General features: G+C 62.8%; 25 protein-coding genes. 13 read left to right on the forward strand and 12 right to left on the reverse strand.

Annotated features, from left to right (window positions below):
- Positions 1-3: 3 nt before the first annotated feature.
- The 4 genes from KJP28_RS13050 to KJP28_RS13065 all read right to left on the reverse strand — a co-directional run bounded on the left by KJP28_RS13050 (position 4) and on the right by KJP28_RS13065 (position 2,371).
- The gene (locus KJP28_RS13050; protein ID WP_218393044.1) at positions 4-780 is read right to left on the reverse strand and encodes an enoyl-CoA hydratase; all 777 of its coding nucleotides are present in this window, start codon (positions 778-780) and stop codon (positions 4-6) included.
- 76 nt (positions 781-856) lie between these two features.
- Positions 857-1,708, reverse strand: coding sequence for a bifunctional DNA-formamidopyrimidine glycosylase/DNA-(apurinic or apyrimidinic site) lyase (gene mutM, locus KJP28_RS13055; RefSeq protein ID WP_218393045.1), 852 nt, complete (start codon positions 1,706-1,708; stop codon positions 857-859).
- Positions 1,709-2,164: a hypothetical protein gene (locus tag KJP28_RS13060; protein ID WP_218393046.1), complete on the reverse strand. Its 456-nt coding sequence runs from the start codon at positions 2,162-2,164 to the stop codon at positions 1,709-1,711.
- Positions 2,165-2,371: a hypothetical protein gene (locus KJP28_RS13065; RefSeq protein ID WP_218393047.1), complete on the reverse strand. Its 207-nt coding sequence runs from the start codon at positions 2,369-2,371 to the stop codon at positions 2,165-2,167.
- A 188-nt stretch (positions 2,372-2,559) separates the two neighbouring features.
- On the opposite strand from KJP28_RS13065, the gene ubiE reads away from it, so the two are divergent.
- The gene (ubiE, locus tag KJP28_RS13070; RefSeq protein ID WP_218393048.1) at positions 2,560-3,309 is read left to right on the forward strand and encodes a bifunctional demethylmenaquinone methyltransferase/2-methoxy-6-polyprenyl-1,4-benzoquinol methylase UbiE; all 750 of its coding nucleotides are present in this window, start codon (positions 2,560-2,562) and stop codon (positions 3,307-3,309) included.
- Positions 3,309-4,838, forward strand: a complete 1,530-nt coding sequence (gene ubiB / locus KJP28_RS13075; protein ID WP_218393049.1) for a 2-polyprenylphenol 6-hydroxylase — start codon at positions 3,309-3,311, stop codon at positions 4,836-4,838. The genes ubiE and ubiB overlap by 1 nt, the downstream gene beginning before the upstream one ends.
- Positions 4,839-4,840: 2 nt before the next feature.
- On the opposite strand, the gene KJP28_RS13080 is transcribed toward ubiB, so the two are convergent.
- Complete coding sequence (locus KJP28_RS13080) at positions 4,841-5,638, reverse strand: phosphotransferase family protein (protein ID WP_218393050.1); 798 nt, start codon at positions 5,636-5,638, stop codon at positions 4,841-4,843.
- Positions 5,619-6,467 carry an LOG family protein gene (locus tag KJP28_RS13085; RefSeq protein WP_218393051.1) on the reverse strand — a complete coding sequence of 283 codons (849 nt, stop codon included), beginning with the start codon at positions 6,465-6,467 and terminating at the stop codon, positions 5,619-5,621. The genes KJP28_RS13080 and KJP28_RS13085 overlap by 20 nt, the downstream gene beginning before the upstream one ends.
- A gap of 92 nt (positions 6,468-6,559) precedes the next feature.
- On the opposite strand from KJP28_RS13085, the gene dapD reads away from it, so the two are divergent.
- From dapD to KJP28_RS13100, 3 genes are all read left to right on the forward strand, one after another.
- Positions 6,560-7,387: a 2,3,4,5-tetrahydropyridine-2,6-dicarboxylate N-succinyltransferase gene (gene dapD, locus KJP28_RS13090; protein WP_218393052.1), complete on the forward strand. Its 828-nt coding sequence runs from the start codon at positions 6,560-6,562 to the stop codon at positions 7,385-7,387.
- A gap of 134 nt (positions 7,388-7,521) precedes the next feature.
- Positions 7,522-8,469: a calcium/sodium antiporter gene (locus tag KJP28_RS13095; protein WP_218393053.1), complete on the forward strand. Its 948-nt coding sequence runs from the start codon at positions 7,522-7,524 to the stop codon at positions 8,467-8,469.
- A gap of 84 nt (positions 8,470-8,553) precedes the next feature.
- Positions 8,554-8,808 carry a GlsB/YeaQ/YmgE family stress response membrane protein gene (locus tag KJP28_RS13100; RefSeq protein WP_218393054.1) on the forward strand — a complete coding sequence of 85 codons (255 nt, stop codon included), beginning with the start codon at positions 8,554-8,556 and terminating at the stop codon, positions 8,806-8,808.
- 24 nt (positions 8,809-8,832) lie between these two features.
- Here KJP28_RS13100 and KJP28_RS13105 read toward each other — a convergent pair whose 3' ends face one another.
- Positions 8,833-9,513, reverse strand: coding sequence for a DUF4336 domain-containing protein (locus KJP28_RS13105; RefSeq protein WP_218393055.1), 681 nt, complete (start codon positions 9,511-9,513; stop codon positions 8,833-8,835).
- A gap of 84 nt (positions 9,514-9,597) precedes the next feature.
- On the opposite strand from KJP28_RS13105, the gene KJP28_RS13110 reads away from it, so the two are divergent.
- The 3 genes from KJP28_RS13110 to KJP28_RS13120 are packed head-to-tail and all read left to right on the forward strand — an operon-like array spanning position 9,598 to position 12,015.
- A complete protein-coding gene (locus KJP28_RS13110) occupies positions 9,598-10,626 on the forward strand; it encodes a sodium:calcium antiporter (RefSeq protein WP_218393056.1) in 1,029 nt (342 codons plus the stop codon).
- Positions 10,627-10,679: 53 nt separating this feature from the next.
- Positions 10,680-11,018, forward strand: coding sequence for a hypothetical protein (locus KJP28_RS13115; RefSeq protein ID WP_218393057.1), 339 nt, complete (start codon positions 10,680-10,682; stop codon positions 11,016-11,018).
- Positions 11,011-12,015: a TIGR00341 family protein gene (locus tag KJP28_RS13120; protein ID WP_218393058.1), complete on the forward strand. Its 1,005-nt coding sequence runs from the start codon at positions 11,011-11,013 to the stop codon at positions 12,013-12,015. Before KJP28_RS13115 ends, KJP28_RS13120 begins: the two co-directional genes overlap by 8 nt.
- Before the next feature lie 26 nt (positions 12,016-12,041).
- Here KJP28_RS13120 and KJP28_RS13125 read toward each other — a convergent pair whose 3' ends face one another.
- From KJP28_RS13125 to KJP28_RS13135, 3 genes are all read right to left on the reverse strand, one after another.
- A complete protein-coding gene (locus KJP28_RS13125) occupies positions 12,042-12,638 on the reverse strand; it encodes a hypothetical protein (RefSeq protein WP_218393059.1) in 597 nt (198 codons plus the stop codon).
- Between the two features lie 63 nt (positions 12,639-12,701).
- Positions 12,702-13,790 (reverse strand): Hint domain-containing protein, encoded by a 1,089-nt coding sequence (locus tag KJP28_RS13130; RefSeq protein WP_218393060.1) that lies wholly within the window; start codon positions 13,788-13,790, stop codon positions 12,702-12,704.
- A complete protein-coding gene (locus KJP28_RS13135) occupies positions 13,787-15,361 on the reverse strand; it encodes a Hint domain-containing protein (protein ID WP_218393061.1) in 1,575 nt (524 codons plus the stop codon). The genes KJP28_RS13130 and KJP28_RS13135 overlap by 4 nt, the downstream gene beginning before the upstream one ends.
- Positions 15,362-15,399: 38 nt before the next feature.
- Between KJP28_RS13135 and KJP28_RS13140 the strand changes: the two genes are divergently transcribed.
- The 5 genes from KJP28_RS13140 (at position 15,400) to KJP28_RS13160 (ending at position 20,940) form a co-directional block, all read left to right on the forward strand.
- A complete protein-coding gene (locus KJP28_RS13140) occupies positions 15,400-15,600 on the forward strand; it encodes a hypothetical protein (RefSeq protein WP_218393062.1) in 201 nt (66 codons plus the stop codon).
- A gap of 35 nt (positions 15,601-15,635) precedes the next feature.
- Positions 15,636-16,781, forward strand: coding sequence for a succinyl-diaminopimelate desuccinylase (gene dapE / locus KJP28_RS13145; protein WP_218393063.1), 1,146 nt, complete (start codon positions 15,636-15,638; stop codon positions 16,779-16,781).
- 105 nt (positions 16,782-16,886) lie between these two features.
- A complete protein-coding gene (locus KJP28_RS13150; RefSeq protein ID WP_218393064.1) occupies positions 16,887-17,447 on the forward strand; it encodes a TIGR04282 family arsenosugar biosynthesis glycosyltransferase in 561 nt (186 codons plus the stop codon).
- Between the two features lie 46 nt (positions 17,448-17,493).
- Positions 17,494-19,749 (forward strand): ribonuclease R, encoded by a 2,256-nt coding sequence (gene rnr / locus KJP28_RS13155; RefSeq protein WP_218393065.1) that lies wholly within the window; start codon positions 17,494-17,496, stop codon positions 19,747-19,749.
- Positions 19,750-19,776: 27 nt separating this feature from the next.
- Positions 19,777-20,940: a lytic murein transglycosylase gene (locus tag KJP28_RS13160; protein ID WP_218393066.1), complete on the forward strand. Its 1,164-nt coding sequence runs from the start codon at positions 19,777-19,779 to the stop codon at positions 20,938-20,940.
- Here the strand turns inward: KJP28_RS13160 and rpe are convergent.
- Positions 20,937-21,611: a ribulose-phosphate 3-epimerase gene (gene rpe, locus KJP28_RS13165; protein ID WP_218393067.1), complete on the reverse strand. Its 675-nt coding sequence runs from the start codon at positions 21,609-21,611 to the stop codon at positions 20,937-20,939. The two genes, KJP28_RS13160 and rpe, sit on opposite strands and share 4 nt — an antisense overlap.
- A gap of 80 nt (positions 21,612-21,691) precedes the next feature.
- Positions 21,692-24,607 carry an error-prone DNA polymerase gene (locus KJP28_RS13170; protein WP_218393068.1) on the reverse strand — a complete coding sequence of 972 codons (2,916 nt, stop codon included), beginning with the start codon at positions 24,605-24,607 and terminating at the stop codon, positions 21,692-21,694.
- Positions 24,608-24,634: the final 27 nt, after the last annotated feature.

Consider the following 24,634-nt stretch of genomic DNA (forward strand, 5'->3'; position numbering starts at 1 on the left):
AGGTTACTTATCCCGGAACTGCGGCTCGCGTTTTTCGACGAAGGCCGCCATACCCTCTTTCTGATCCTCGGTCGCGAACATCGAGTGAAACAGCCGGCGCTCGAACAGCACCGCTTCGGTCAAAGGCATCTGATCGGCGCGGTGCACCGCTTCCTTGATCGCCATTACGGAAATCATCGACTTCTCGGCGATCTTCTTCGCCGCCCCGGTCGCTTCCTTCATCAGCTCCTTGCAGGGCACGACGCGGCTCACGAGCCCGGCGCGCTCGGCTTCCTCCGCGTCCATGAAACGACCCGTCAAGTTCATGTCCATCGACTTCGCCCGACCCACCAGCCGTGTCAGACGCTGCGTGCCGCCCATCCCGGCCATGACCCCGAGGTTCACTTCGGGCTGACCGAACTTGGCCGTGTCGGACGCGATGATGAAATCGCACATCATCGCCAGCTCGCAACCGCCGCCCAGCGCATAGCCGGACACCGCCGCGATGATCGGCTTGCGAATGCGCATGACCGCCGCCTCTTCCGGCGTGAACAGATCGCCAAGGAAAACGTCGGTGAAACTCTTCTCCGACATCATCTTAATGTCCGCCCCGGCCGCAAACGCCTTTTCCGACCCCGCGATGATGATGCAGCGCACCTTGTCGTTCTTCTGCGCTTCGCCCAGCGCCTTGCCCAACTCCCGAAGCAATTCGAGGTTCAGAGCGTTAAGCGCATCCGGGCGGTTCAGCCGCACCGTGCAGATGTGTTCTTCGATTTCGACAATGATGTTGTCGTAAGCCATGAATGCCTGCCCTTCCCGGCGTCGTTCAGAGATGTCACGAAGCCCTGCCTACCCACTTTGTTCGTCGCGGTTCAAGTCATCTTTGACATGCGGGACAATAGAACGACGACCGCCCCGATTGCACGATCCGCGCGACGACACCGCCGCAATCCGGCTTTCGGCAAGTCTCGCCTTCGCGACCGTAGACCCGGAACGTATGTTGAAAATATCCAAGCTCTCCATCGGCTTGCCGGTAATCACGAAGCGACGAACCGCCAGCGGCAATTGCTTCCGTCAACACCTCCCGGATGATCGGAACAAGCGCCGCGACGCGGCTGGAAGAAATCCGACCCGCCTTCCGCGCCGGATGGACACCGGCCCGATGTAGCGCCTCGCAGACATAGATATTGCCCAGCCCTGCAACGATTCGCTGGTCCAGTAGTGCCGCCTTGATCGGCGTGTTCCGCCCCTTGAGCGCCGCGACGAGATAGGCCTCGTCGAACCTGTTCCCCAACGGCTCCGGCCCCAGCCGCTTTAAAAGCATATGCTCGTCTTCTGTGCCGGTCGTCATCAGGTCCAGCGCCCCGAACCGCCGCGCGTCGTTCAACGTCACCCGCGCCCCGTTCTCCATGTCGAGCACGACATGATCGTGTTTTTCGGTCGCCGGATGGTCATGCACGAACTGCCCGAGCGGATCGCCTGAAATCAGGATACGCCCGGACATCCCGAGGTGGAGGAGAAACGTCTCACCCGTGTCCAGATCGCCAAGGATGAATTTCGAACGACGACGAAGACGTTCCACCCGCGCGCCGGTCAAGCGGTCCGCCAACCCGGACGGAAACGGCCAGCGCAACCCCTCGCGCCGCGTTTCAGCCCGCGCGATCCGCACACCTGTCATCGCCGGTTCCATCCCCCGGCGCACCGTTTCAACCTCGGGAAGTTCGGGCATTCAGACGAGATGCGCCCGCAAACGATTGATCATGTCCTGCATCCCCCTGACCTGCTTCATCAGATCGCCCTTGCGACCATCCTCGAAATATAGGCGAAGCCCATGCGGCCCACCATCCTCGATCCGATCAAGTTTGCGAAGGTCATGCCGGGCCATTCGGAAGCCCGGGCGGGAAAAGGTGATCTGCGTCCCGTCAAGCTCGACCCGATAGGTCCAGATGTAATGAACATAGAGAAACGCGACGAAGGCGACCGCCGAAAAGATGTACCATGCGTTCGGCCCCGAAAGTGCAAGTCCGGGAACCCGAAGAAACCCCGGAACACTGCCGACACCACGCGCCACTTCACCCGGCAGATCGGGCCGGACCAGCCACAGAACCGCAGCAGCCCCGAAAAGCGTCAAGAGCTTGATCCCCGACGCCGCGCGGTAAGTCCGCGTGGTCGCACCAATCTCCATCTAGTCCTGACCGACCGTCGGTATGCGGGACGGCTCCGTCATCGGGTCGAGCCGAACGGTTTTCGCGCGCCCGATCCCCACCCGCCTGAGGACGATTTTCAAAAGCGCCGCCGCGAGCAGGACAGCGACAGCAAAACTCACGACCATAAACAGTGGGTTGAAACCCGGCCCATCGACACCGGTGCCCTCGAGCAAATCGAAATTCATGAACGTCCTGTCCGGGTTGTTTTGGTTCAGACGCCTCCTCCCACAGGAACCTGTCGAAAGTTTGGCGCAATCTCCACGTCACTTCCGACGGGGCAACGCCCTGCGGCACAATGAGGATTTGTCCTTTGCGCTCCGGCAATATATCCCCCTGTTTGACCAAAAGGTCGAAGACGAGCGTAGGCAGGACCATGACGGACGAGCAGAAAACCACACATTTCGGGTTTCAGACCGTGGACGAAGACCAGAAGGCCGGAATGGTCCATGGCGTTTTCACCAATGTCGCTTCGAAATACGATGTGATGAACGACGCCATGTCGCTCGGCATCCACCGCGTCTGGAAGGACGCCATGATGGATTGGCTTGCGCCGCGTCCCGGTCAAAAACTCCTCGATGTCGCCGGAGGCACGGGTGATGTGTCCTTCCGCTTCCTGAAACGCGCACCGGGCGCACACGCGACAGTGCTTGACATGACCGAGTCCATGCTCATCGAGGGCCGCAAGCGCGCCGAAGCAGAACAGATGGCCGGTAGCCTCGAGTGGGTCGTGGGCGATGCGATGGCATTGCCCTTTCCCGACAATACGTTCGACACATATACGATCAGCTTCGGCATCCGGAACGTGACCCGCATCCCCGAAGCGCTGTCCGAAGCCTACCGGGTGCTGCGCCCCGGAGGCCGGCTGATGGTCCTGGAATTCTCCCAGATTCCCAACGACATGATGCAGAAGGTCTACGACCTCTATTCCTTCAACGTCATCCCGCGCATGGGCAAAGTCATCGCCAATGACAGCGAAAGCTACCAATACCTCGTCGAGTCGATCCGCAAGTTCCCGGATCAGGAAACCTTCGCCCAGATGATCCGCACTGCCGGATTCGACAACGTGAAGTATCGCAATCTCACCATGGGTATCGCGGCGCTCCATTCCGGCTGGAAAATCTGATGCGCGGCCCGATCAACATCTGGCGGCTGATCCGCACCGGCGCGACCTTTGCGCGGACCGGCGCGCTCGGAGAAATCCTCGACGCGATGAACGCACCCGTTCTGGTGCGTGTGACCAGCCGCGCCGTAAGCTGGGCGTTCGCTTGGCTCGGCAAGAAGGGCGACAAGTCCCTCCCGCCGGTCACACGCGCCGTCACCGCACTGGGCCCGGCCTATGTGAAATTCGGTCAGATCCTGTCGACCCGCCCCGATGTCGTGGGGCAGGAGATGGCCGAACAACTCACCTACCTTCAGGACAAGCTCGACCCATTCCCGACCTCGGTCGCGCGCGCAACGATCGAACGCGAGCTCGGCATCAAGGTCGACGATGTATTCTCGGACTTCTCCGATTCCATAGCCGCCGCTTCCATCGCCCAGGTCCACGCCGCGCATCTTCGGGACACGGGCGAGAAAGTCGCGGTGAAGGTGCTGCGCCCCCGGATCGAACGCGCCTTCCGCACCGATCTCGACGCATTCCACTTCACCGCGAAGGTGATCGAATTCCTCCTGCCCCAGACCCGCCGCTTGCGGCCTCAGGACGTGGTTAACCACTTTGAGAACGTCGTGATGGGCGAGCTGGACCTCCGCCAGGAAGCATCCTCCGCTTCCGAGTTCGCCGAGAACACCAGGAACGACGCCGGCTTCGTCGTGCCCGAGATCCGCTGGCACCTGTCCTCGCGCCGGGTCATGACGATGGATTGGGCCGAAGGCATCGCCGCAAACGAGGAGGAAAAACTCGCGAATTCAGGCCTCGATCTCGAAGACCTCGGGAACCGCGTGCTGCGTCTCTTCCTCAGCCACGCACTTCGCGACGGCCTATTTCACGGCGACATGCACCACGGCAACCTGAAATTCACCAGCAACGGCAACATCGTCGCCATCGACTTCGGCATCATGGGCCGGATCGACGAATACACCCGCCGTGTCTATGCCGAGATCCTCTACGGCTTCATCAAGCGCGACTACAAGCGCGTGGCCGAAGTTCATTTCGAAGCAGGTTACGTCCCGGCAGACAAGGACGTCGACGAATTCGCCCGTGCGCTCCGTGCCGTGGGCGAACCGATCTTCGGCATGGATGCGACGCGTATCTCCATGGGCCGACTGCTCGCCTACCTGTTCGAGGTGACCGAGAAATTCGGGATGCAGACCCGAACCGAACTGATCCACTTGCAACGCACCATGGTAATCGTCGAGGGCGTGGCGCGCTCGCTCAACCCGCACATCAACATCTGGCAGGTCGCCCAACCCGTTGTCGAAGGTTATATCGCCGGCGCGATTGGCCCGCGCGCGGTGGCCGACGACCTGTTGAAAACGCTCAAGGTGCTGTCCCGTTTCGGCCCGCGCTTGCCCGGCCTTGCCGAAGCCGCCCTGATCCGGCAGGCAGAACCACCGAAGGACCTCGACCGCGCCCGCCCGCTCCGCGCAATGGGTTATTTCGCGCTCGGCGGCACGATGGCCCTGATCGGCGTCGCCATAACCGCTTTCCTCTGACGTCAGTTCGCCGTCTGTTCGAGCGCGGCAGCACGCCCGTATCCCTGATCGCCCCGCGCGGCGCGCCATTGGCAATACGCCCGCATCCGCGCGGAATAGAGCGGCGCAAGCGCACGATAGCGCGCCGTGACGTCCTCTTCCCCATACGCTTCGAGAAACGCGTCGACCTGCGCCGCGTCCAGCGGCTCGTTGCCAGACATGAACTGCATCGCGGGTGACAGGAACACCGCCAGATCGCTCGCCGCATCGCCGTAGGCCGGGCATTGCCAGTCGATGAAGGTCACTCCGCTCTCGTCGACCAGCACATTCGCCGCAGTCGCATCGCCATGCAGGAACACCTGCTTTTCCGGCGGCAACTCTGCAGGCACGCGCGGCACTTTCCCGTTCATTGAAAGCGTCTGCCGCGCCATCGCATCCTTGCGCAGGTCCACATGGCTCAATTCGTCGGGGATCGGCTGCGCATGGAGCGCACGAAGCGCCTCGGCCACCATCTCGACCCCGTCTTCGGGACGCCACCCGTGCCCGATGACGCGCTCGTAGACGACCGTATCGCCTTTCGCATCCACGAGTTCCGGGGCCAGCCCGGTGCCCTTCAGCGCCTTGAGCGCCAACCGCTCCGACCTCACGTCATTGCCGAAGATCGGCGTCTCGCCGCCCTCCCGAAACCGCTTCACGATCCGACTGCCAACACGCCACGTCTCGTTCGTGTTGCCGCCAGTCAAAAGCTCCCACGTCTCGGCACCATCGACCGCGCCTCGCGCGATCCAAAAATGCCTGAATTCAGCGTCCGGGGATGACACCGCGCTTCTCCCCTTTTCCGGCCCAGTTCTCCATTGCTGCCATCGCCTCCTCGGCCGTTTCCACGAACCGGAACAGTTTCAGATCGTCAGGCGAAATCGTTCCGGCATCAGCCAACGCATCCCAGTTCACGATGGTTTCCCAGAATTCGCGCCCAAACAGCAGAATGGGAATCTGCTTCATCCGTCCGGTCTGGATCAACGTCAGGCTCTCGAACAATTCGTCAAGCGTCCCGAACCCGCCGGGAAACACGGCAATCGCCTCGGCCCGCATCAGGAAATGCATCTTCCGGATCGCGAAATAATGGAAGTTGAAGCAAAGCTCCGGCGTCACGAATTCATTCGGCGCCTGCTCGTGCGGCAACACGATGTTAAGCCCGATGGACACGCCACCGGCATCCAACGCGCCGCGGCTTCCAGCTTCCATCACGCCCGGTCCACCGCCCGTGACGACGACTTTCTCAAGCTCGGGGGTCTTCAGCCCCTCCTCTGTCAGCAGCCGCGCGAACTTGCGCGCTTCGTCGTAATATTTCGACAGATCGCGAAGCGTCTCGGTCCGGGCGCTGTCCTTCTGGCGCGGCGCGGGGATGCGCGCACCGCCGAACATGACGACCGTCGATTTGATCCCGGCTTCGTTCATCACCAGCTCGGGCTTCAAAAGCTCCAATTGAAGCCGCACCGGGCGCAACTCCTCACGCTGAAGAAAGTCCGTATCGTCGAACGCCAACGCATAGGTCGGCGAGCGTGTTTGCGGCGTGTCGGGAATGTGGTGGCTCGCTTCCCGATCCTCGACCGAATGTCGAAACGGGTGCGCGCGCTTGTGTTCTGTCATCTGCTCGTCCTTTTCTGCGCATTGCGCGGGATTGTCACAGCCCTTATAGCCTTGCGCCGAACGAGACGAAAACGCCGATTTTGGGAGAGACCATGTCCAACGAACAGCTAGAAGTCGCCATCGAAGCCGCGTGGGACGCCCGCGATACGATCACGCCCTCCACCGGCGGCGAAACCCGCGAAGCCATCGAAGACACGCTGAACGCGCTGGATTCCGGCAAACTCCGCGTGGCGGAGCGGCAGGCAAACGGCGACTGGCACGTGAACCAATGGGCCAAGAAAGCCGTGCTTCTGGGTTTCCGCATCAAGGACATGGAGTTTCAACCGGGCGGCCCGCAGGGCTCCGGCTGGTGGGACAAGGTCGACAGCAAATTCGCAGGCTGGGGTGAAAACCAGTTCGGCGCAGCCGGCTTCCGCGCCGTGCCCAATGCAATCGTGCGCAAATCTGCTTACATCGCCCCCGGCGTGGTGCTGATGCCCTCGTTCGTGAACCTCGGCGCTTACGTGGACGAAGGCACCATGGTCGACACGTGGGCCACCGTCGGCTCCTGCGCCCAGATCGGCAAGGGCGTCCACCTGTCGGGCGGCGTCGGGATCGGCGGCGTGCTGGAACCCATGCAGGCGGGCCCGACCATCATCGAGGACAATTGCTTCATCGGGGCGCGCTCGGAAGTCGTCGAAGGCTGCATTGTCCGCGAGGGCTCGGTCCTCGGCATGGGCGTCTTCATCGGCCAATCCACCAAGATCGTCGATCGCGAAACCGGCGAGGTCTTCATGGGCGAAGTGCCGCCTTACTCGGTGGTCGTTGCAGGCTCCATGCCCTCGACCGGCGGCGTGAACCTCTATTGTGCGGTAATCGTGAAACGCGTGGACGAGAAAACCCGCTCCAAGACCGGCATCAACGAGCTTCTCCGCGACTGATCCAGCAGATTCGGCACTTTGCCGCCCCGGCCCGGAATTGGGCCGGGGCTTTTTCTTGCGACCCATTGAAAACCGGCACGGCAGGGTCATTTGAAGTTGGCGCATCCCGCGCTGGTTTCCCGGGCACCCCCCCCATGCATGACGTCATCCTTATCGTCCTGGGCCTTTTTGGCCTGATCCTTGCCGGCGACTTGCTGGTTCGCGGTTCCGTCGCAATTGCCTGGGCCGCAGGTCTGTCGCCAATGGTCATCGGCCTGACACTGGTCGGTTTCGGAACATCCGCGCCGGAACTCATGACCTCACTGCAAGCCGCCGCTGCCGGATCGCCGGGGATCGCGATCGGAAATGTCATCGGCTCGAATATCGGAAATATTCTCCTGATCCTCGGCCTCGCCGCCGCTATGGGCGTGATTTTGGTCGACCGGGCCGCCTTGCGCCGAGACGGCACAACGCTGGCCGTGGCCAGCCTCGCTGTCCTCGCGGTTTTCCTCACAGGCGAGATGACGCGCGGCACCGGCGTGGTGCTGTTTCTGGCGCTTGCCGCCTATCTCGCTTACACGCTCATCACGGAGCGCCGCCGCACGGCCGCCGCCGCTGTCTATACGCGCGAAGCGGAATTGCCCGCCCCGCTCTCGACCCCCAAGGCGTTGGTCTTCACCGTCGCCGGCCTCGTGGGCACAATTCTGTCTGCCAAAGTTCTGGTTTCGGGCGGGATCGGAATAGCCCAGGCGGCTGGCCTGTCGGAATCTCTGATCGGCCTCACCTTGATCGCGGTGGGAACATCGATGCCAGAACTGGCCACCAGCGTGGTCGCGATGCGCAGAGGCCAGGGCGACGTGGCCCTCGGCAACATCATCGGGTCGAACATTTTCAACTTGCTCGGCATTCTCGGCATAACCGCGATGGTGCAGCCCCTGACCGTCCCGTCCGAGATCGTGCGTTTCGATATCTGGATCATGCTCGCTGCAACGGCCGCCCTGGTCGTGTTCGCAGTAACCGGCGCCCGTATCACCCGTATAGAAGGCCTCGTGCTCCTTGTAGGATATGCCGGTTATCTCGCTGTCCTGTCACGTAGTGTCTGAAATCGTTTCGGGAACCGTGCCACGAATTCCACGTTGACCCACCACGCCGGGGCGGACCCGGACCAAATTGACGGGAGTTTTGAAATGACTGGTATCGGTTGGCTTGCGGCCATCATCATCGGCGGGATCGCCGGGTGGCTCGCGGAACAGTTCATGAAATCCAATATGGGGATTCTCATGAACATCATTCTCGGCATCGTCGGCGCGCTTCTCTTGAACGCGATCCTCATGGCCATCGTCGGCTCGACCTTGGGCGGCTGGATCGGTCAACTTGTCATCGGCTTCATCGGTGCCTGCATTCTCATTTTCCTCGCTCGGGCCATTCGCCGCTCGACCTGATCGAAGAGACATGCAGCGGGGCGGTCAGAGCCTAAGCCAGCGAAACGCGCTTGCAAGGACAGCCGCCCCGTTCGCCGCCACCGGCGTGCCGTGTGCCATCAGGATACGTTCAGCGGGCCATGCGAGCATCACGCGTGCGGCTTCTTTTACGGACGGCATATTGCGCATGGCGAGCCGGAACTTGCGTGGCACCTGTGGCGCGTCACCCACCATCAGATCAAGCCGCGCAATGAACAGCCTCAGACCCGAAAGCATGTCTTGCGGAACCTGTTGAAGAAGGTCGCAGACAATGACGGTGCGGCTCCGCCGATGAAAGAGCACGACCTCTTTCGTAAAACGCATGTCGAACACCACCGTGTCGAGGTCATCATCAGCGCCGGGCAATGGGTCAACACCCAGAACGCCAGCAAAATCAAGATCGCGGCGCTTTTCGGCAAGCCCTTCGGCGCCCCACAAAGCGGCGTCCGGAAACGCGTCGTGCCAATCGCCTGCATGTATGTGGTGAAAGGAATTGGGACACAGAATATGCGTCACATTGCCCAGCGCCGCGACAGCAGCCCGACGCTCCTCCGTGAATTGCACCGGCGACCAGAGCGCCAGCCCGTCGCCCAGACGGAACACGGCCATTCGCACGGGATAGGAAAGGCCGAAACTCTCCATCGGCATCCCATCGCAAATCCATAGACCTTCGCCGAACGGCTCCATCCCGCCCCCCTTTGCGAAGACCCTAGAAAGCCCCGGCGCGGGGGTCCAGCGGAACCCCGTAGAGGCGCAGAAAGTTAGTGAGCTATGTTCGACCGCCTCGCCGCCCTCCCGCTGTTCGCCATTTTCGCCGTCGCCGGTCTCGTCGTGGTCATCGCCTCCATCCGCGCGACCAAACTTGCCGACACCATCGCCGACCGCACCCGGATGGGCGAGGCCATGGCGGGCGGCATCATCCTCGGCGGTGCGACATCGCTGTCCGGCATCGTCGTTTCGGTGACCGGGGCAGCTTCGGGCGACGCGAGTTTCGCCTTCTCGAACGCGGTCGGCGGCATCGCTGCACAGACCCTGTTTCTGGCGATTGCCGACCTGATTTACCGCCGCGCCAATCTCGAACATGCCGCCGCAGAACCCGCCAACCTGTTCCAGGCGGTGATGCTTCTGATCCTCTTGTCGCTCCCCATCGCGGCCATTGCCGGACCGGATATCGCCTATTTCGGCATCCACCCGATCTCGGTCGCGCTGTTCCTCGCCTACCTCGCCGGCGTGCGGCTTTCGACCACGGTGTCCGAAGCGCCGATGTGGACGCCGGTCGAAACTCGCGAAACCCGGCGCGACGAGCCCGAGGACGAGGCCGAATTGCATCGCTCCGCCCGCGGACCGGCGACCGTATTCGCGATGCTGGTGGTCATCATGGCCTCCGCCGGGTGGGTCATCAGCCAGACGGGGGGGCAATTCATCACCCGCTTCGGCCTGTCGTCCTCGCTGGTCGGGTCGCTCATCACCGCCGTCGTCACGTCCCTCCCCGAACTCGTCACCACGCTCGTCGCGGTCCGGCGCGGCGCGCTTCAGCTCGCAGTGGGCGGGATCATCGGCGGCAATACCTTCGATACCCTGTTCCTCGTGTTCTCCGACGCGGCCTACCGCGAAGGCTCGATCTACCACGCGGTCGGCATGAACGATCTCTATTGGCTCGCCACTGGCATGCTGATGACCGCGATCCTGCTCGGCGGCCTGATCCTGCGCCAACGCGAAGGCCCTGCGCGCATCGGCATCGAAAGCGCCCTGATGATCGGGATCTACGCCACCGCTGTCGCCGTCGAGGTCGCGGCATGAGCCTTGACTTCACCGCCGCCTCCGCGCACCCGTTGGCGCAAAGGAGACGCGCAATGGCCGAGAAGAAAAAGAACAAACAACAGGTCTACACCCTGCTCGTGGAAGTGGGCCGCTCCGCAGATGACGGCCTGCCCAAAGACAGCACTGGCGCCGCGCTCATGTGCTACGCCTCGGGTGTCGACGAAGCCGAAGCCGTGCGCGAGACCGTCGCAATCCTGAAACAGGCCGACCTCGCCCCGCTCGACGTGACCGGATTCGGCACGCTCGACGAAAGGCTCGACGACGGCCACGACATCTCGGACGAAGAACGCGAACTCATGGCCCGCGCGCTTGCGGAAAACTCGGTGATCGTCGCCCAGATGACCCCGTTCTTCGAGGGCGACGATGGCTGACCGCGTCTTGCAGATCATCGTCCCCAAGGACGACGTCGAACGGATCACCGGCAAACTCGACGAGCTGCCCCCCGAACATTGGTATTGCTACCCCTCGGGCGACGACGGCAGGCAGGCGATTGTCGCGTTTCTGGACCATGTCGACCTGCAGGACGTGCTCGACGGCATATCAAAGGAAATGGAGGGCCGCGAGAACTGGTCGCTCCATGCACTCCCGACCGAAGCGAGCCTGCCAGAGATCGAGGATGAGGACGAGACCGAACGCGTCGCCCAGGCCGAACAGGCCAACGCGCGCGAAGAGATCTATTCCGACATTCGGCAGGGCACAGCACTGACTGTCGATTATCTCGTCCTGACCTTCCTCGCCACGATCGTCGCGGCCATCGGAATGATTCAGGATCAGGTCGCCGTGGTCATAGGCGCAATGGTGATCGCTCCGCTTCTCGGTCCGATCCTCGCTTTTGCCTTCGCGCAGACCATCGGGACCGTGCAGCTCATGCTGGTCGCGCTTCGGGCGTTGGGCGCGGGTCTCGCGCTGGCGGTCGTCGCAGGGATCGCATTGTCCTTTGTCGTGCCTTTCAACGGGGAAAGCGACCTTCTCGATTATTCGCATTCGTTGTCGCTGATGACGGTAGCCCTGCCCTTGGCATCAGGGGCCGCTGCCGCCCTCATGGTCGCGGGTGGTCAGACCTCGGGGCTCGTCGGCGTCATGGTCGCCGCCGCGCTCTTGCCCCCGTTATCTGCGTTCGGCCTGCTCCTCGGAAATGGTGACTATTTCGGCGCAATTCGGGCCATCTCGACGGTCATCATCAACATCGCTGCGATAAACCTCGCCGCGCTCGTCGTGTTCTGGATCAAGGGCATCCGACCGCGCTCATGGGAATCCGACAATTACGCCACATCCATGCGCGTCTCTCTCGGCGCTTCCATGGCCCTCGTCGCGGTGATGGCGCTTGCCGTCTACGCCTCGCAGAACGGATGGGCGTGGTTCGGTTGACCTGATTTCACGATCAGGCCGAAACCCTAGCCGCCGGGAACGAGTTCCACATCGAACGCATTCGGAACGTTCGGCACCCCCGCCGAGAACATCTCGGTCAACGGTATCACGAGCTTGGCCGTCGTGCCGTCCGCACTGATCTCGCCATTTGTCGCGATGATCTCTTCGGCCACGACGCTCATCGTGATCGCATGACCATCGAACGCCGCCCCGAACATGGCCGCCACCTGCGCACGCTCTTCCGGGGGCGGCAGATCGCTCGTCATGGCGGTGAGGTCGAAAGACACCGACAGGTTCCCGTCGTTCAGTTCCGTAACCGTGATACCGTCCCCGATCCCCAACTCGTCCTCAGGGTCGTTCATCGCGGCAAGCAGTTGCTCCAGCGTCCTCTGATCGGTCATCGTGCAGGTATAGGACCCGTCATCGTTCACCTTGCTGACGCCCTCCTCGCACGGATCCTGGCCCATGCCCGCGATCATCTGGTAGCCCTCGGCTTCAATTGTCAGGACAGCGTCCAGGGTCACCGCTTCACGATCGGTGAAATCCGCCGTCACATCGGCATCGAAGCAACCTGCCAGCGGCAGGGTGAGGGCAAGAGCGAGGCCCGGAAGTACAGAACGCATGAATGTCTCCAGAATGACTTTCGTGTACTCTGGCAGCGGGACCCGCGGCTGTCCAGTTACGCCTCAGCGATGCAGAACGGCGGCGAGAGACCGCGCTTCCACATCCGACAAGCGTTGACGTGCGAACCCTTGGTGCGTGGGCACCGCCGACGCCGGCATCTCGGCCAGCGCAGTTGCGTTCAATCGGTCCCGATCACCCCCGATTTGACCGACATAGAGACTTTCCGACCACAGGGAATCGTGCAGAAGGCACTCGTGCCGATCCAGCAGAACATGGTAGTACGTGACCATCTTGAGACCAGGTTCGGCAAGCGCCGCATGGCTCCCGATCAGCCGCCGGGCTTCGAGCAGCACTTCGTCGGTGCCAAGCATGTATTCCGCATCGGCGCCATCGACCCGGATCCGGTGATCCGGTGCGACCAGAATGTCCTGCGACAGACCGAAGAACGGGGCCCGCAAACGCACCGGCCGGAACGCACCGAGCGCAGGGACCGTGCGCTTGGTAATCCACCGAACCGGGCGAACGCCCGATGTTGCCGTCCGCACGTGATCGCCCAACCTGAGCCGCTCGACGGGAACGGCCCCGGAAGGTGTCTCGACCGGTGTTCCAGCGGTGATCCCCGCTGACAACCCCACTGGCTCGATCTCATTCGAAATGGCGACAAAGACGGTATTCGACGCAATCGCCGTCGCCTTGCCGTTCCGCATGATCGTAAGCGCATCGAGCATCGGCATAGGCAGCGGATCTCGCACCTTCTTGATGTAAAACGCGCCGGTCTCGACGATCTTGACGGCGAGCCTTGCCCAGCGCTCTGGTCCATTCCAGCTGTAATAGAGCCTAATCCGGGTGTCCCGCTCCGGTGCAGGAAAGTCGATCTCCGCATCGAAAGTCGCACCGCCCTGCCGGAAAAACATCCTCAACCGCCCATCGGCTGTGAGCTCCATGATCAACTCGCGAAGCCACTCCTTGTCGCGGCGATAATGCAGAACGGTCTGGTTCGAGCCAGCGGTCGCGATGAACTGCGTCTCGGCCACAAGCGTGCCTTGCGTCAGGATGTCGTGGCCCGCATTCACCGAATTGTCGACAGGCGCGCCAATGCCGGCCGGGTTGAAAAGGTTCCGGTCGTGGTCCGTCATGCCGATCCAGCTCATGCGGCTACCCTCCGACTGAGCAGGAGTCGCGCCTCGAATTGCTTCAACATGGGGCGTGCCGCGGGCGGATAACCATCCATCGTTTCCCGGTCCAGTTCCGGAAAAAGGGTGCAAATCTCCTCGACCATCTCGCGCTCGAAACTGGCGAGTGTCTGCGGTCCCGGCAAAAAACTCTCGGTCGCCAGACCCTCGGAATAGACCACCTGATGCCGGTCGAAGAGCAGATGAACGTAAGTGACCCGCCCACCTTCCAGAGGCCGAACACTGCCGTCGTTCACAAGGTCCCGCGCCGCGACCAGCACTTCGGGCTCGTCGAACAACAGCTGGGCCACAGCATCGCGGATCAGGATTCTGTGCAAAGGCGAAACCCGAAGCTCTCCGTGCTGCCCGAACGTGTTCGCCCGGATACGGATTGGCGCGAAATGCCCGGTCGCCGCGACCTGTCGCGCACCGATCCAACGCAACGGACGCGGCCCGTCATCGTGGGTTTCGACAAGATCACCGGGCCGCAACGTCTCGACCGGTACGCAACCGGTCGGGGTCGCGATCCGGGTTCCCGCCACGAAACAGGGGATCGAGTTCAACGTGACGAAAGCGGAGTCGGATATTCCGTCAGCATCTATCGTGTACGAGAAATTGACCGCCTCGATGTCGCTGTCCGCGACCACCGTGAACGTCCCGTCGGCATTGAGCGTCACACTCTGACCGGTGGTCAGGTTGACCGTATCGCCCGCGACGACTTCGACCCCGTTGATGTGGGTGATCGTGATGGTCGAACCGCTCGGCGCCTCGTCGTTCGAGATCACGTCCACGACCTTGGTGAACCCCGGCGCGATATCAAAACTGTCGTCATTCGCCAAGACGACGGACTGACCGGATTCCGCTGCAATCAGAAGCGTGGAATCGTAAGAGCTATCGCCGACATCCGCGATACCGATGCGGATCGAGTTCACCTCGCCAGGATTGACGGTCAGCTTCACCGTCATGGTGACAGTAAAACCATCCATCTCGGTGTTGTAATCGTCGCCTGTGTTGTCGACGTACAGGTTTTCGTTCGTGGCGTCGTTGAGGTTCCCGACCGAAGAACTCCCATCCCCGATGGTCAGCTCCGCCGGGGCACCGTTCACCCAGATACCGACAAGGTCGTTGTAGATGGACCCTGCATATTCCGGATATTCTTCCGACGAGAACACGAACTGGAGCGAAACCGTGTCGCCGTCCGGGATGATGTCGACGTCGAGATAGGAAGCATCGTAAGTGTTGGTGCCCGCGAGCGCGTTGAACCCCGCCTCGTTGTTCTGACCGCTGGTGTTCGACGACGTGCTGCCGGACCTGTTGGGATCACCGCCGGAGTTCGTGAAGCTGGTAAGTCGCCCGGTCGACAGCATGACGCCCGAATCCGCAGGCGTGACCCCCGGCGCGACACTGTCGCCGTTGGTATAAATGCCCGACGACCGGAAATCCCCGGTATAGGACGCCGATTCAACGCTGATCCCCGCGCCGAAGATCGTTTCGGCCATTTCCATGGCCGACGCACCCGCATCGATCGGCAGCTCGCTCGCTGTCGCCATATGTCCTGCCTCTGCCCCTCTGAGACAGGACGGAACCAATGGCGCGCGCCATTTCAAGGTATCCGCTCGACCGAACCGTGGACAATTTTTTGCCTCTGGCGGTTCGAAACCCTGCCTCGGGTTTTGTTATTGCCTTCTTTATGAAACAGAAAATCGCTTTTGTTAACGCGTCAGTACAAACAAATTCGCCAAGCGTTGCGGCTGTCGCAGACAAGTCACATTTGCGGCGCACCGGGTAGCACAGTATCACATGGGCAATCAGGGAGAAGATGTCATGAGCAGCACGGACCCGGTAGAGATCACGCGCAGGCTGATCCAATGCCCGTCAGTCACGCCCGAAGAAGCTGGCGCACTCGTTTATCTGCAAGGTCTGCTGGAACAGGCCGGCTTCACCTGCACGCGCGTCGATCGAAACGGCATCGCGAACCTGTTCGCCCGCTTCGGACCCAAAGACGCAGCGCGGACGCTCGGGTTCAATGGCCATACTGACGTCGTGCCGGTGGGCGACACGGGCGCCTGGACGGTTCAGCCCTTCGGTGCCGAAGAGAAAGACGGGTTCCTCTGGGGGCGGGGCGCAACCGACATGAAATCCGGCGTCGCCGCATGGGTGGCCGCTGCGATCGACAGCGCGCCCGACCTTGCTTCCGATTGTGCCCTGATCCTCGCCATCACCGGGGACGAGGAAGGCGACGCGACCGACGGCACCCGCGCCCTGCTCGATTGGATGGAGGCACAAGGCGAGGCGATGGATGCCTGTATCGTGGGTGAGCCGACCTCCCCTGACCGCATGGGCGAAATGATGAAGATCGGGCGGCGCGGATCGCTGACCGCCTTCTTCACCGCCCGCGGTGTGCAGGGGCACGCGGCCTATCCGCATCGCGCCAAAAACCCGGTCCCGGCCCTGGCCCGGCTGGTTTCCCGCCTCGACGCGCATGTACTTGACGAAGGCACTGCGCATTTCGACCCTACGACCCTGGCTGTCACGACGATGGATGTCGGCAACCCGGCCACCAACGTGATCCCGTCAGAGGCCCGCGCCACGGTGAACATCCGCTTCAACGACGCACACACCGCAGTCGGGATCGTCGCTTGGTTGCAGCAGGAAACCGACACGGTCGCGGGTGAAACGGATATCGCGATCGAGATGGAAACCAAGGTTTCCGGTGAAAGCTTTCTCACCCCGCCGGGCCATTTGTCGGATCTCGTCGCCGCTGCGGTCGAGGCCGAAACCGGCCTTAAGCCCGAGATGTCGACCTCCGGCGGAACCTCCGATGCGCGCTTCGTGAAAGACCATTGCCCGGTCGTCGAATTCGGACTTGTCGGCAAGACGATGCACCAGGTGGATGAACGTGTGGAGATCGCGCAAATCGGTCAACTCGCCACGATCTATCGCCGGATCATTCGTGACTATTTCGCCTGAATACGCTGCTCTTGGCAACTTGGCCGGGCCCACCTCGGAGAAGCGTGTCGCACCGCGCCGTTGCGCAGCAGCTCCACTCCAATCCGAACCCACACATTGCGAAACATGACCCGCGCCACACTCGTCATCATGACGAAGTCACCGCGCCCCGGGCGCGTGAAGGCACGCCTCGCGACCGGGATCGGCTCCGTTCCGGCCGCGTGGTGGCTAAGACGTCAACTCGCCCGCATGGCCCGCGACCTTGTCTCGCCTCGCTGGACAACCGCCCTCGCGGTCGCGCCTGATTCCGACCTGACCTCGCCACTTCTTCCCGACCTGCCCCGCCTCTCACAAGGTCCGGGCGATCTTGGCGACCGCATGGCGCACGTGCTGGCGACCGCTCCACGCGGACTGGTCCTCATCATCGGGAGCGACATCCAGGGTGTCTCGCGCACCGACATCGCCGCCGGTTTCCGCCTCCTGTCACGCCATCGCCGGGTCATCGGCCCGGCACCCGATGGCGGCTTCTGGGCTGTCGGCCTCGACACCCGCCGCCCGTTCCCGACAGACCTGTTCGCCGATGCGCGCTGGTCCACCGAACACGCCCTCGCAGACACACTCCGCACGCTGCACGACCCGGCCTTTCTGCCGGAACGCGCCGACGTCGATACGGTTGCAGACTTGTAAGGTGTTTTCGACTGACGCGCCCTGCGCCCCGTGATACGCCAAACCCATGGCACGTATTCCGACGAAAGAGGAAATCCTCGCCTGGATTTCCGAGAACCCGACCCAGACCTCGAAACGCGATATTTCGCGTGCGTTCGGGATCAAGGGGGCTGACCGTATCGACCTCAAGCGGCTCCTGCGGGAACTGGAGGATGAAGGTCACCTCGAAAAGCGCAAGAAAACCTACCGCGACCCCGACAAGCTCCCCCCCGTCTCGGTGCTCGAAGTGTCCGAGATCACGCCGGACGGTGATGTCTTTGCCGATCCGATCGAATGGCAGGGCGAGGGCGACGCGCCTCGCGTGCTTTTCGTCCCTAAATCGGGCGATCCGGCGCTGGGCAAGGGCGACCGCATCCTGTGCCGGATGGCCGAGGTCAACACGGACGAGTATGAATACGAAGCGCGCCTGATCCGCCGCATCGGGCAGAACGCGCGCCGCATCCTGGGCATTTTCCGCCAGGGTTCCGACAGCAGCCGCATTGTTCCGATCGACAAGGGCGCGGACAAGGAATGGATGGTGCCTGCCGGGGCCAGTAATGGCGCGAAGGACGGCGAACTGGTCGAGGCCAAGCAAACCGGACCAAAGGCGCGCATGGGGCTGCCCAAGGCGCAGGTCGTGGCCCGCCTTGGCGACCCCTCCGCGCCCCGTGCCGTCTCGCTCATCGCGATTCATCAGCATGGCATTCCCGACGACTTCCCCGACGAGGTGATTGACGAAGCGGACCGGATGAAACCGGCAGGCCTCGCGGGGCGAGAAGATCTTCGCCACCTGCCGCTCGTCACCATCGACCCGGCGGACGCGCGCGACCACGACGACGCGGTCTATGCCCATGCCGACGAGAACCCCAAGAACCCCGGTGGGTTCGTGATCTGGGTCGCCATCGCCGATGTCGCCCATTACGTCACGCCCGGATCGGCGCTGGACCGCGAGGCACGCAAGCGGGGGAATTCCAGCTATTTCCCCGACCGCGTGGTGCCGATGTTGCCGGACCGGCTGTCGGGCGATCTCTGCTCGCTGCACGAAGGCGTGCCGCGCGCCGTGCTCGCCGCGCGTATCGTGATCGGGGCCGATGGTGAAAAGCGGTCTCATTCCTTCATCCGCGGCCTGATGAAAAGCCACGCCTCGCTGAACTACCGCGAAGTGCAGGCGGCGCAGGATGGTGCCCCGAACGAAAAATGCGCACCTCTCATGGAAGAGGTGATTTCACCGCTCTACAGTTCCTATTTCGCCCTGAAACGGGCCCGCGAAGCCCGCCAACCGCTCGATCTCGACCTGCCGGAGCGCAAGATCGTGCTGTCTGACGATGGGCAGGTCGAAAGCGTGAACGTGGCCGAACGGCTCGACGCCCACCGGCTGATAGAAGAGATGATGGTGCTCGCCAACGTGGCCGCAGCCGAGGAGCTCAAGCGCCTTGGGCGGCCGCTTCTCTACCGGGTCCACGAAGAGCCAAGCGCCGAGAAACTCGAAGCCCTCCGCGAAGTCGCCCAGGCGTCCGGCTTCACGCTCGCCAAGGGCCAAGTGCTCAAGACCCGCCACCTGAACCAATTGCTCGGGCAGGCCGAGGGAAGCGAATTCGACGAGCTCATCAACATGACGACGCTCCGGTCGATGACACAGGCCTATTACTTCCCGCAGAACTTCGGGCATTTCGGCCTCGCGTTGAAGGATTACGCGCATTTCACCTCGCCGATCCGCCGCTATTCGGATTTGATCGTGCATCGCGCACTGATTTCCGGGCATGGCTGGGGCGATGACGGGCTCTCCCCCGAAGACATCGACCAACTCGAAGCGACGGCCACGCATATCTCGCAGACCGAGCGCCGCTCGATGGAGGCCGAACGCGACACGACAGACCGCTACCTCGCCGCTTTCCTGTCCGAACGGGTGGGCAACGAGTTCACCGGCAAGATCGCAGGGGTTCAGCGCTTCGGCATCTTTGTCAAACTCGACGAAACCGGGGCGGACGGGCTGGTCCCGATCTCCACAATCGGCACCGAATATTTTCGATTCAACGAGCGCGAACAATCGCTTGAAGGGGAGCGTTCGGGCACGACCCTGACCGTCGGCCAGCCGGTCCTCGTCCGCATCGACGAGGCGATACCTGTGACTGGCGGTCTCACCTTCCAACTCCTTGAAGTGGACGGAAAAACTATCAAAACGACAGGTCGCGGCGCCCGTGGCTCCGGCGTAAAGAGGAAGCCTTCGCGCGAAGGAAAAAAAGCGGCAAAGACCCGCAAGAAAGTGCGGCGCACCCGGAAGTGAGGTCCGGCCTGTCAGTTGGAGTCCGTCATGCCCCCGGAGAACGGGACCAACGGTGTGGAGCAAAGCTTCCGCACATGGATCGAGCAGAGCCTTAAACCCCGCGCCATGGGTCGCATGATCGCACCGGACTTGTTCGATAGCGTCCTCGCACAGGCCGAGTTTCAAAAAGAGGTCGTCGAGCGCCAGTCGAACCAGACGGAATTCATCGTTCCGATCTGGGAATACCTCGACATCGTCGCGACCGAAGACCGCATCAGAAACGGGCGGCAGGCGCTTCGTCGGAACCGCAGTCTCTTCATCGAGATCGAGCGTCGTTTTGGCGTCGAACCGGTCATTATCGCGGCGATCTGGGGGGTGGAAACCGGTTTCGGCACCAACATGGGCGACTACCACGTCATTTCCGCCCTCGCCTCGCTGGCGTTCTGGGGCCGACGTGCGAGCTTCTTCGAAGACGAGTTGATTGGTGCGCTCCGTATCCTGCAAGCCGGCCATATCGACGCCGCGAACATGACCGGCTCATGGTCGGGCGCCATGGGGCATGGGCAATTCATGCCGACCAGTTTCCTGGATTTCGCGGTCGATCACGATGGCGACCAGCGCGCGGATATATGGGGCACCGCCCCTGACGACGCCCTTGCCTCGATCGCCAATTTCCTGCGCAAACATGGCTGGCGGCAGGGGCAGCCTTGGGGGTGCGAGATCGTTTTGCCGGACGATTTCGATTTCGGGCTCTCGGGGCTGGATTACTTGCTGACCACGAAGGAACTCCACAATCTGGGCGTGACGCTCCCGGGCGGCGGTCGCCTGCCCGATTACGGTTCCGGGTCGATCCTCCTGCCGGGCGGAGCACAGGGCGTCGCGCTTCTGGTGCTTCGCAATTTCCACGTCATCATGCGCTACAATCGTTCCGAAGCTTATGCGATCGGTATCGGGCATCTGTCCGACAGGATCGTTGGCGGGGGCGTGTTCAATGCGTCATGGCCGCTCGATGACCCGATGCTGTCGCGCGACGAGGTGAGCGAGCTTCAGGTCCGACTTAGCAAACTTGGCTTCGATACGCATGGGGCCGACGGCATTCGCGGGCCGAACACGACACGCGCGGCGCGTGCTTTTCAGCAGGAACAGGGTCTTGATCCCGACGGATTCATGACCGTGAACCTCCTTGAACGCCTCCGCCACATGGGGCGTTAGCCTGCGACGGCCTCGCGGATCGCGCGCATGTTCGCACCGTAGACGTCGGGGCAGTCCACCGAGCCGCCCTTGAAGACCGCGCTTCCGGCAACCAGCACATCCGCACCGGCATCGACCGCGAGTGGCGCAGTCGTGGGGTCTACACCACCGTCAATCTCGATCAGCACATCGCGATCCCCGATCATCTCGCGCAAGCGGGCGATCTTGGCGGTCATATCGATGAACTTCTGCCCCCCGAAGCCGGGGTTCACGGTCATCACGCAGATCAGGTCGGTGAGATCCAGCAAATGCTCCACGCTTTCCGCCGGCGTTCCGGGGTTCAACGCGATACCCGCCTTCATCCCGGCGGCGCGAATGGCCTGCAACGTCCTGTGCGGGTGTGGCCCGGCCTCGATATGGGCGGTGAGCACGTCGGCTCCAGCCTCGGCATAGGCTTCGATATAGGGGTCAACCGGCGCAATCATCAGATGCACGTCCATCACCGTCGTCACATGCGGGCGAAACGCCTTCACGGCGGGCGGGCCGAAGGTGAGGTTCGGCACGAAATGCCCGTCCATCACGTCCACATGCACCCAATCCGCGCCCTGATCCTCGATGGCGCGGATCTCGGCCCCGAAATTGGCGAAATCGGCTGAGAGGATGGAAGGGGCGATCTTGATCGAACGGGTCATGGCAGGTCCTCGGCTGGCAGCTAGGAGCCTATTAGCGTGGGTTTGACCGGGGGTCCACCGTCTCGGTCGGCGCCTACGCCTCACCCGCCCCGGCCCTCCGCGCTGCCCACTCCCATCCCCGGCGTCAGCATATGGCGAATAAGCGCGATGGGATGCGCCCGAAGCGTCAGGCGAAGTGCCGCGTAATCCTCGACCACCGCCTCGCCCTCGCTCATTTCGGGCAGGGTGACGGCGGGCTCCTCGATCCCCTCGCCGTCCATATCGCCCGCGAAAAGCGGCAGGGGCGCATCCCCCTTGATCGCCCGCGCCTCCCACATCGCGTCACGCCGGCTCAGCCCGATCTCGGCAAAAACATCCGCCTCGGCCAACCGGGTCAGCAGCGCGGGCTTGGTTCCCGCCCGCCGCCACACGTCCTCCAGCGTCAGGTACCCGTTCCCCCGCGCCGCCGTAATCCACCGCGCCTCGTCCTCGGCCAGCCCCCGGATCTGCCGAAGCCCGAGCCGGAGCGCGAGCCCCCCGCGACCATCCGGCTCCATCACGTTGTCCCAGTAACTCGCATTGATCGCGACAGGCCGCACCTCGACCCCGTGTTCACGCGCATCGCGCACGATCTGCGCCGGGGCGTAGAACCCCATCGGCTGCGAATTGAGCAACGCACAGGCGAAAATGCCGGGATGGTGCCGCTTGATCCAGGACGAGGCATAGACAAGCAGCGCGAAACTCGCCGCATGGCTTTCGGGAAACCCGTATGACCCGAACCCCTCGATCTGGCTGAAACACCGCTCCGCGAAGTCGAGGTCATAGCCATTCGCCCGCATCCCCCGGATGAACCGCGTGCGAAAATCGCTGACCCGCCCGTGTTTCTTGAACGTGGCGAGCGAGCGGCGAAGCTGGTCGGCCTCCTCCGGCGTGAAACCGGCCCCGATGATGGCGATCTGCATGGCCTGTTCCTGAAACAATGGCACGCCCAGCGTCTTGCCCAGCACCTCGCCCAGCGCGTCCGAGGGAAACTCCACGCTTTCCTCGCCATTTCGCCGCCGGATGAACGGATGCACCATGTCGCCCTGAATGGGACCGGGCCGGATGATCGCCACCTGGATCACGAGGTCATAGAAATTGCGCGGCTTCATCCGTGGCAGGAAATTCATCTGCGCCCGGCTTTCGACCTGGAACACCCCGAGGCTGTCGGCCCGGCAGAGCATATCGTAAACCGCCGGATCCTCGGGCGGCAGCGTGGCGAGCGTGTAGTCGTCGCTATGATGCTGGTCGATCAGCTCGAACGCCTTGCGCACACAGGTCAGCATACCCAGCGCCAGCACATCGACCTTGAGGATGCCCAGGCTGTCGATGTCGTCCTTGTCCCAGCAAATGACGGTGCGATCCTCCATCGTCGCGTTCTCGATCGGGACCAGTTCATCCAGCCGCCCTTCGGTGATGATGAACCCCCCGACATGCTGGGACAGGTGCCGGGGAAAGCCTTGTATCTCGTCCACCAAATCCATGATTTGGGCAAGTTTAGGGTCTGTTGGGTCCAATCCGATCTCGGCCAGCCGCGCCGCCCGCATCCCTGATCCGCCCCAGCCCCAGACCTGGCTCGACAGGCTGGAAATCGTGTCTTCGGTCAGCCCCATCGCACGGCCCACCTCGCGGATCGCCCGCTTGCCGCGATAATGGATCACCGTGGCGCACAGCCCGGCGCGGTGCCGCCCATAGCGCTCATAGATATGCTGGATCACCTCCTCGCGCCGCTCATGCTCGAAATCCACGTCGATATCCGGCGGCTCGTCCCGCGCCTCGGACACGAAGCGCTCGAACACCATCGTCCCTATTTCAGGCGAAACGCTGGTCACACCCAGCGCATAGCATACAACCGAGTTCGCCGCCGACCCCCGACCCTGGCACAGGATGCCGCGCGACCGGGCGAAGGCGACGATATCGCTCACGGTCAGGAAATAGGGCTCGTATTTCAACTTGGCGATCAGCGCGAGCTCATGCTCCAGCATTTTCGTCACCCGCTCTGGTGCCCCCGCCGGATAGCGGTCACGCAGCCCCTTGCGGGCAAGCCGGGAAAGCCGCTGATCTGGCGTTTCGTCCCCGCTGATCTCGGACGGGTATTCGTATCGCAACTCATTCAGCGAAAAGCTGGTGCGCGCCGCGATCTCGCCCGTGCGATGCACAGCGTCCTCGTATCCCCGAAACAACCTCAGCATCTCGGCCTCTGACCGCAATCGGCGCTCGGCATTGGGCTGGGCCAGCCGCCCCAGCGCCTCGACCCGCCGCCCGGTGCGAATGGCGGTCAGCACGTCGAGCATCTTGCGCCTGCGCCCGTGATGCATGAGCGGCTCGGCCGAGGCGACCGTGGGCAGGCCCAGCGATGCCGCCAGATGCGTGACCCGGGCGAACCGGGCCGGGTCGCGCCCGTCATAGCGGGGGGCCATGACAAGACTGAAATCGACCCTATTCTTGCGAAAAAGCGGCTTTATTTGATCCTGCCAGCCGGGAATGTCGGCGGGGCGGTCGGGCGGATGCAAAAGCATCTCCATCTCGCCCAGCGCCTCGACCACATCCGCGATACGGATCAGGCAGGTGCCTTTCTCGACCCGAAGCCGCCCCTTGGAGATCAGGCGGGACAACCGCCCCCAGGCGGCCCGCGTGCGGGGCAGCGCGGTGATCTCGACACCCTCCTCCGTGACCAGCCGCGCGCCGGGGATCAGACGTGGAACGTTTCGGATCGGGGCCGAGGGCGCGGCGGGGATATGGGCGGGCTTTTCCGGCCCAATCAGACCCTGCTCCGCCTCAAATCGATCCCGCGCCGCGATCATCTTGCCGATTTCACGCGCCGCCGTATGGGCCCGCACGATCCCGGCGACCGAATTCTCGTCCGCAATCGACAGCGCACTCATCCCCATGAGCGCGGCACGGTCCACGTATTCCTCGGCGTGCGAACCGCCGGTCAGAAAGGTGAAATTGGAGGTTATGCAGAGTTCGACGAACATGGTGAATCAGCATTATATTCACCTTTT

The sequence above is a fragment of the Maritimibacter dapengensis genome, assembly GCF_019218265.1.
In the GTDB taxonomy this organism is placed as follows: domain Bacteria; phylum Pseudomonadota; class Alphaproteobacteria; order Rhodobacterales; family Rhodobacteraceae; genus Maritimibacter; species Maritimibacter dapengensis.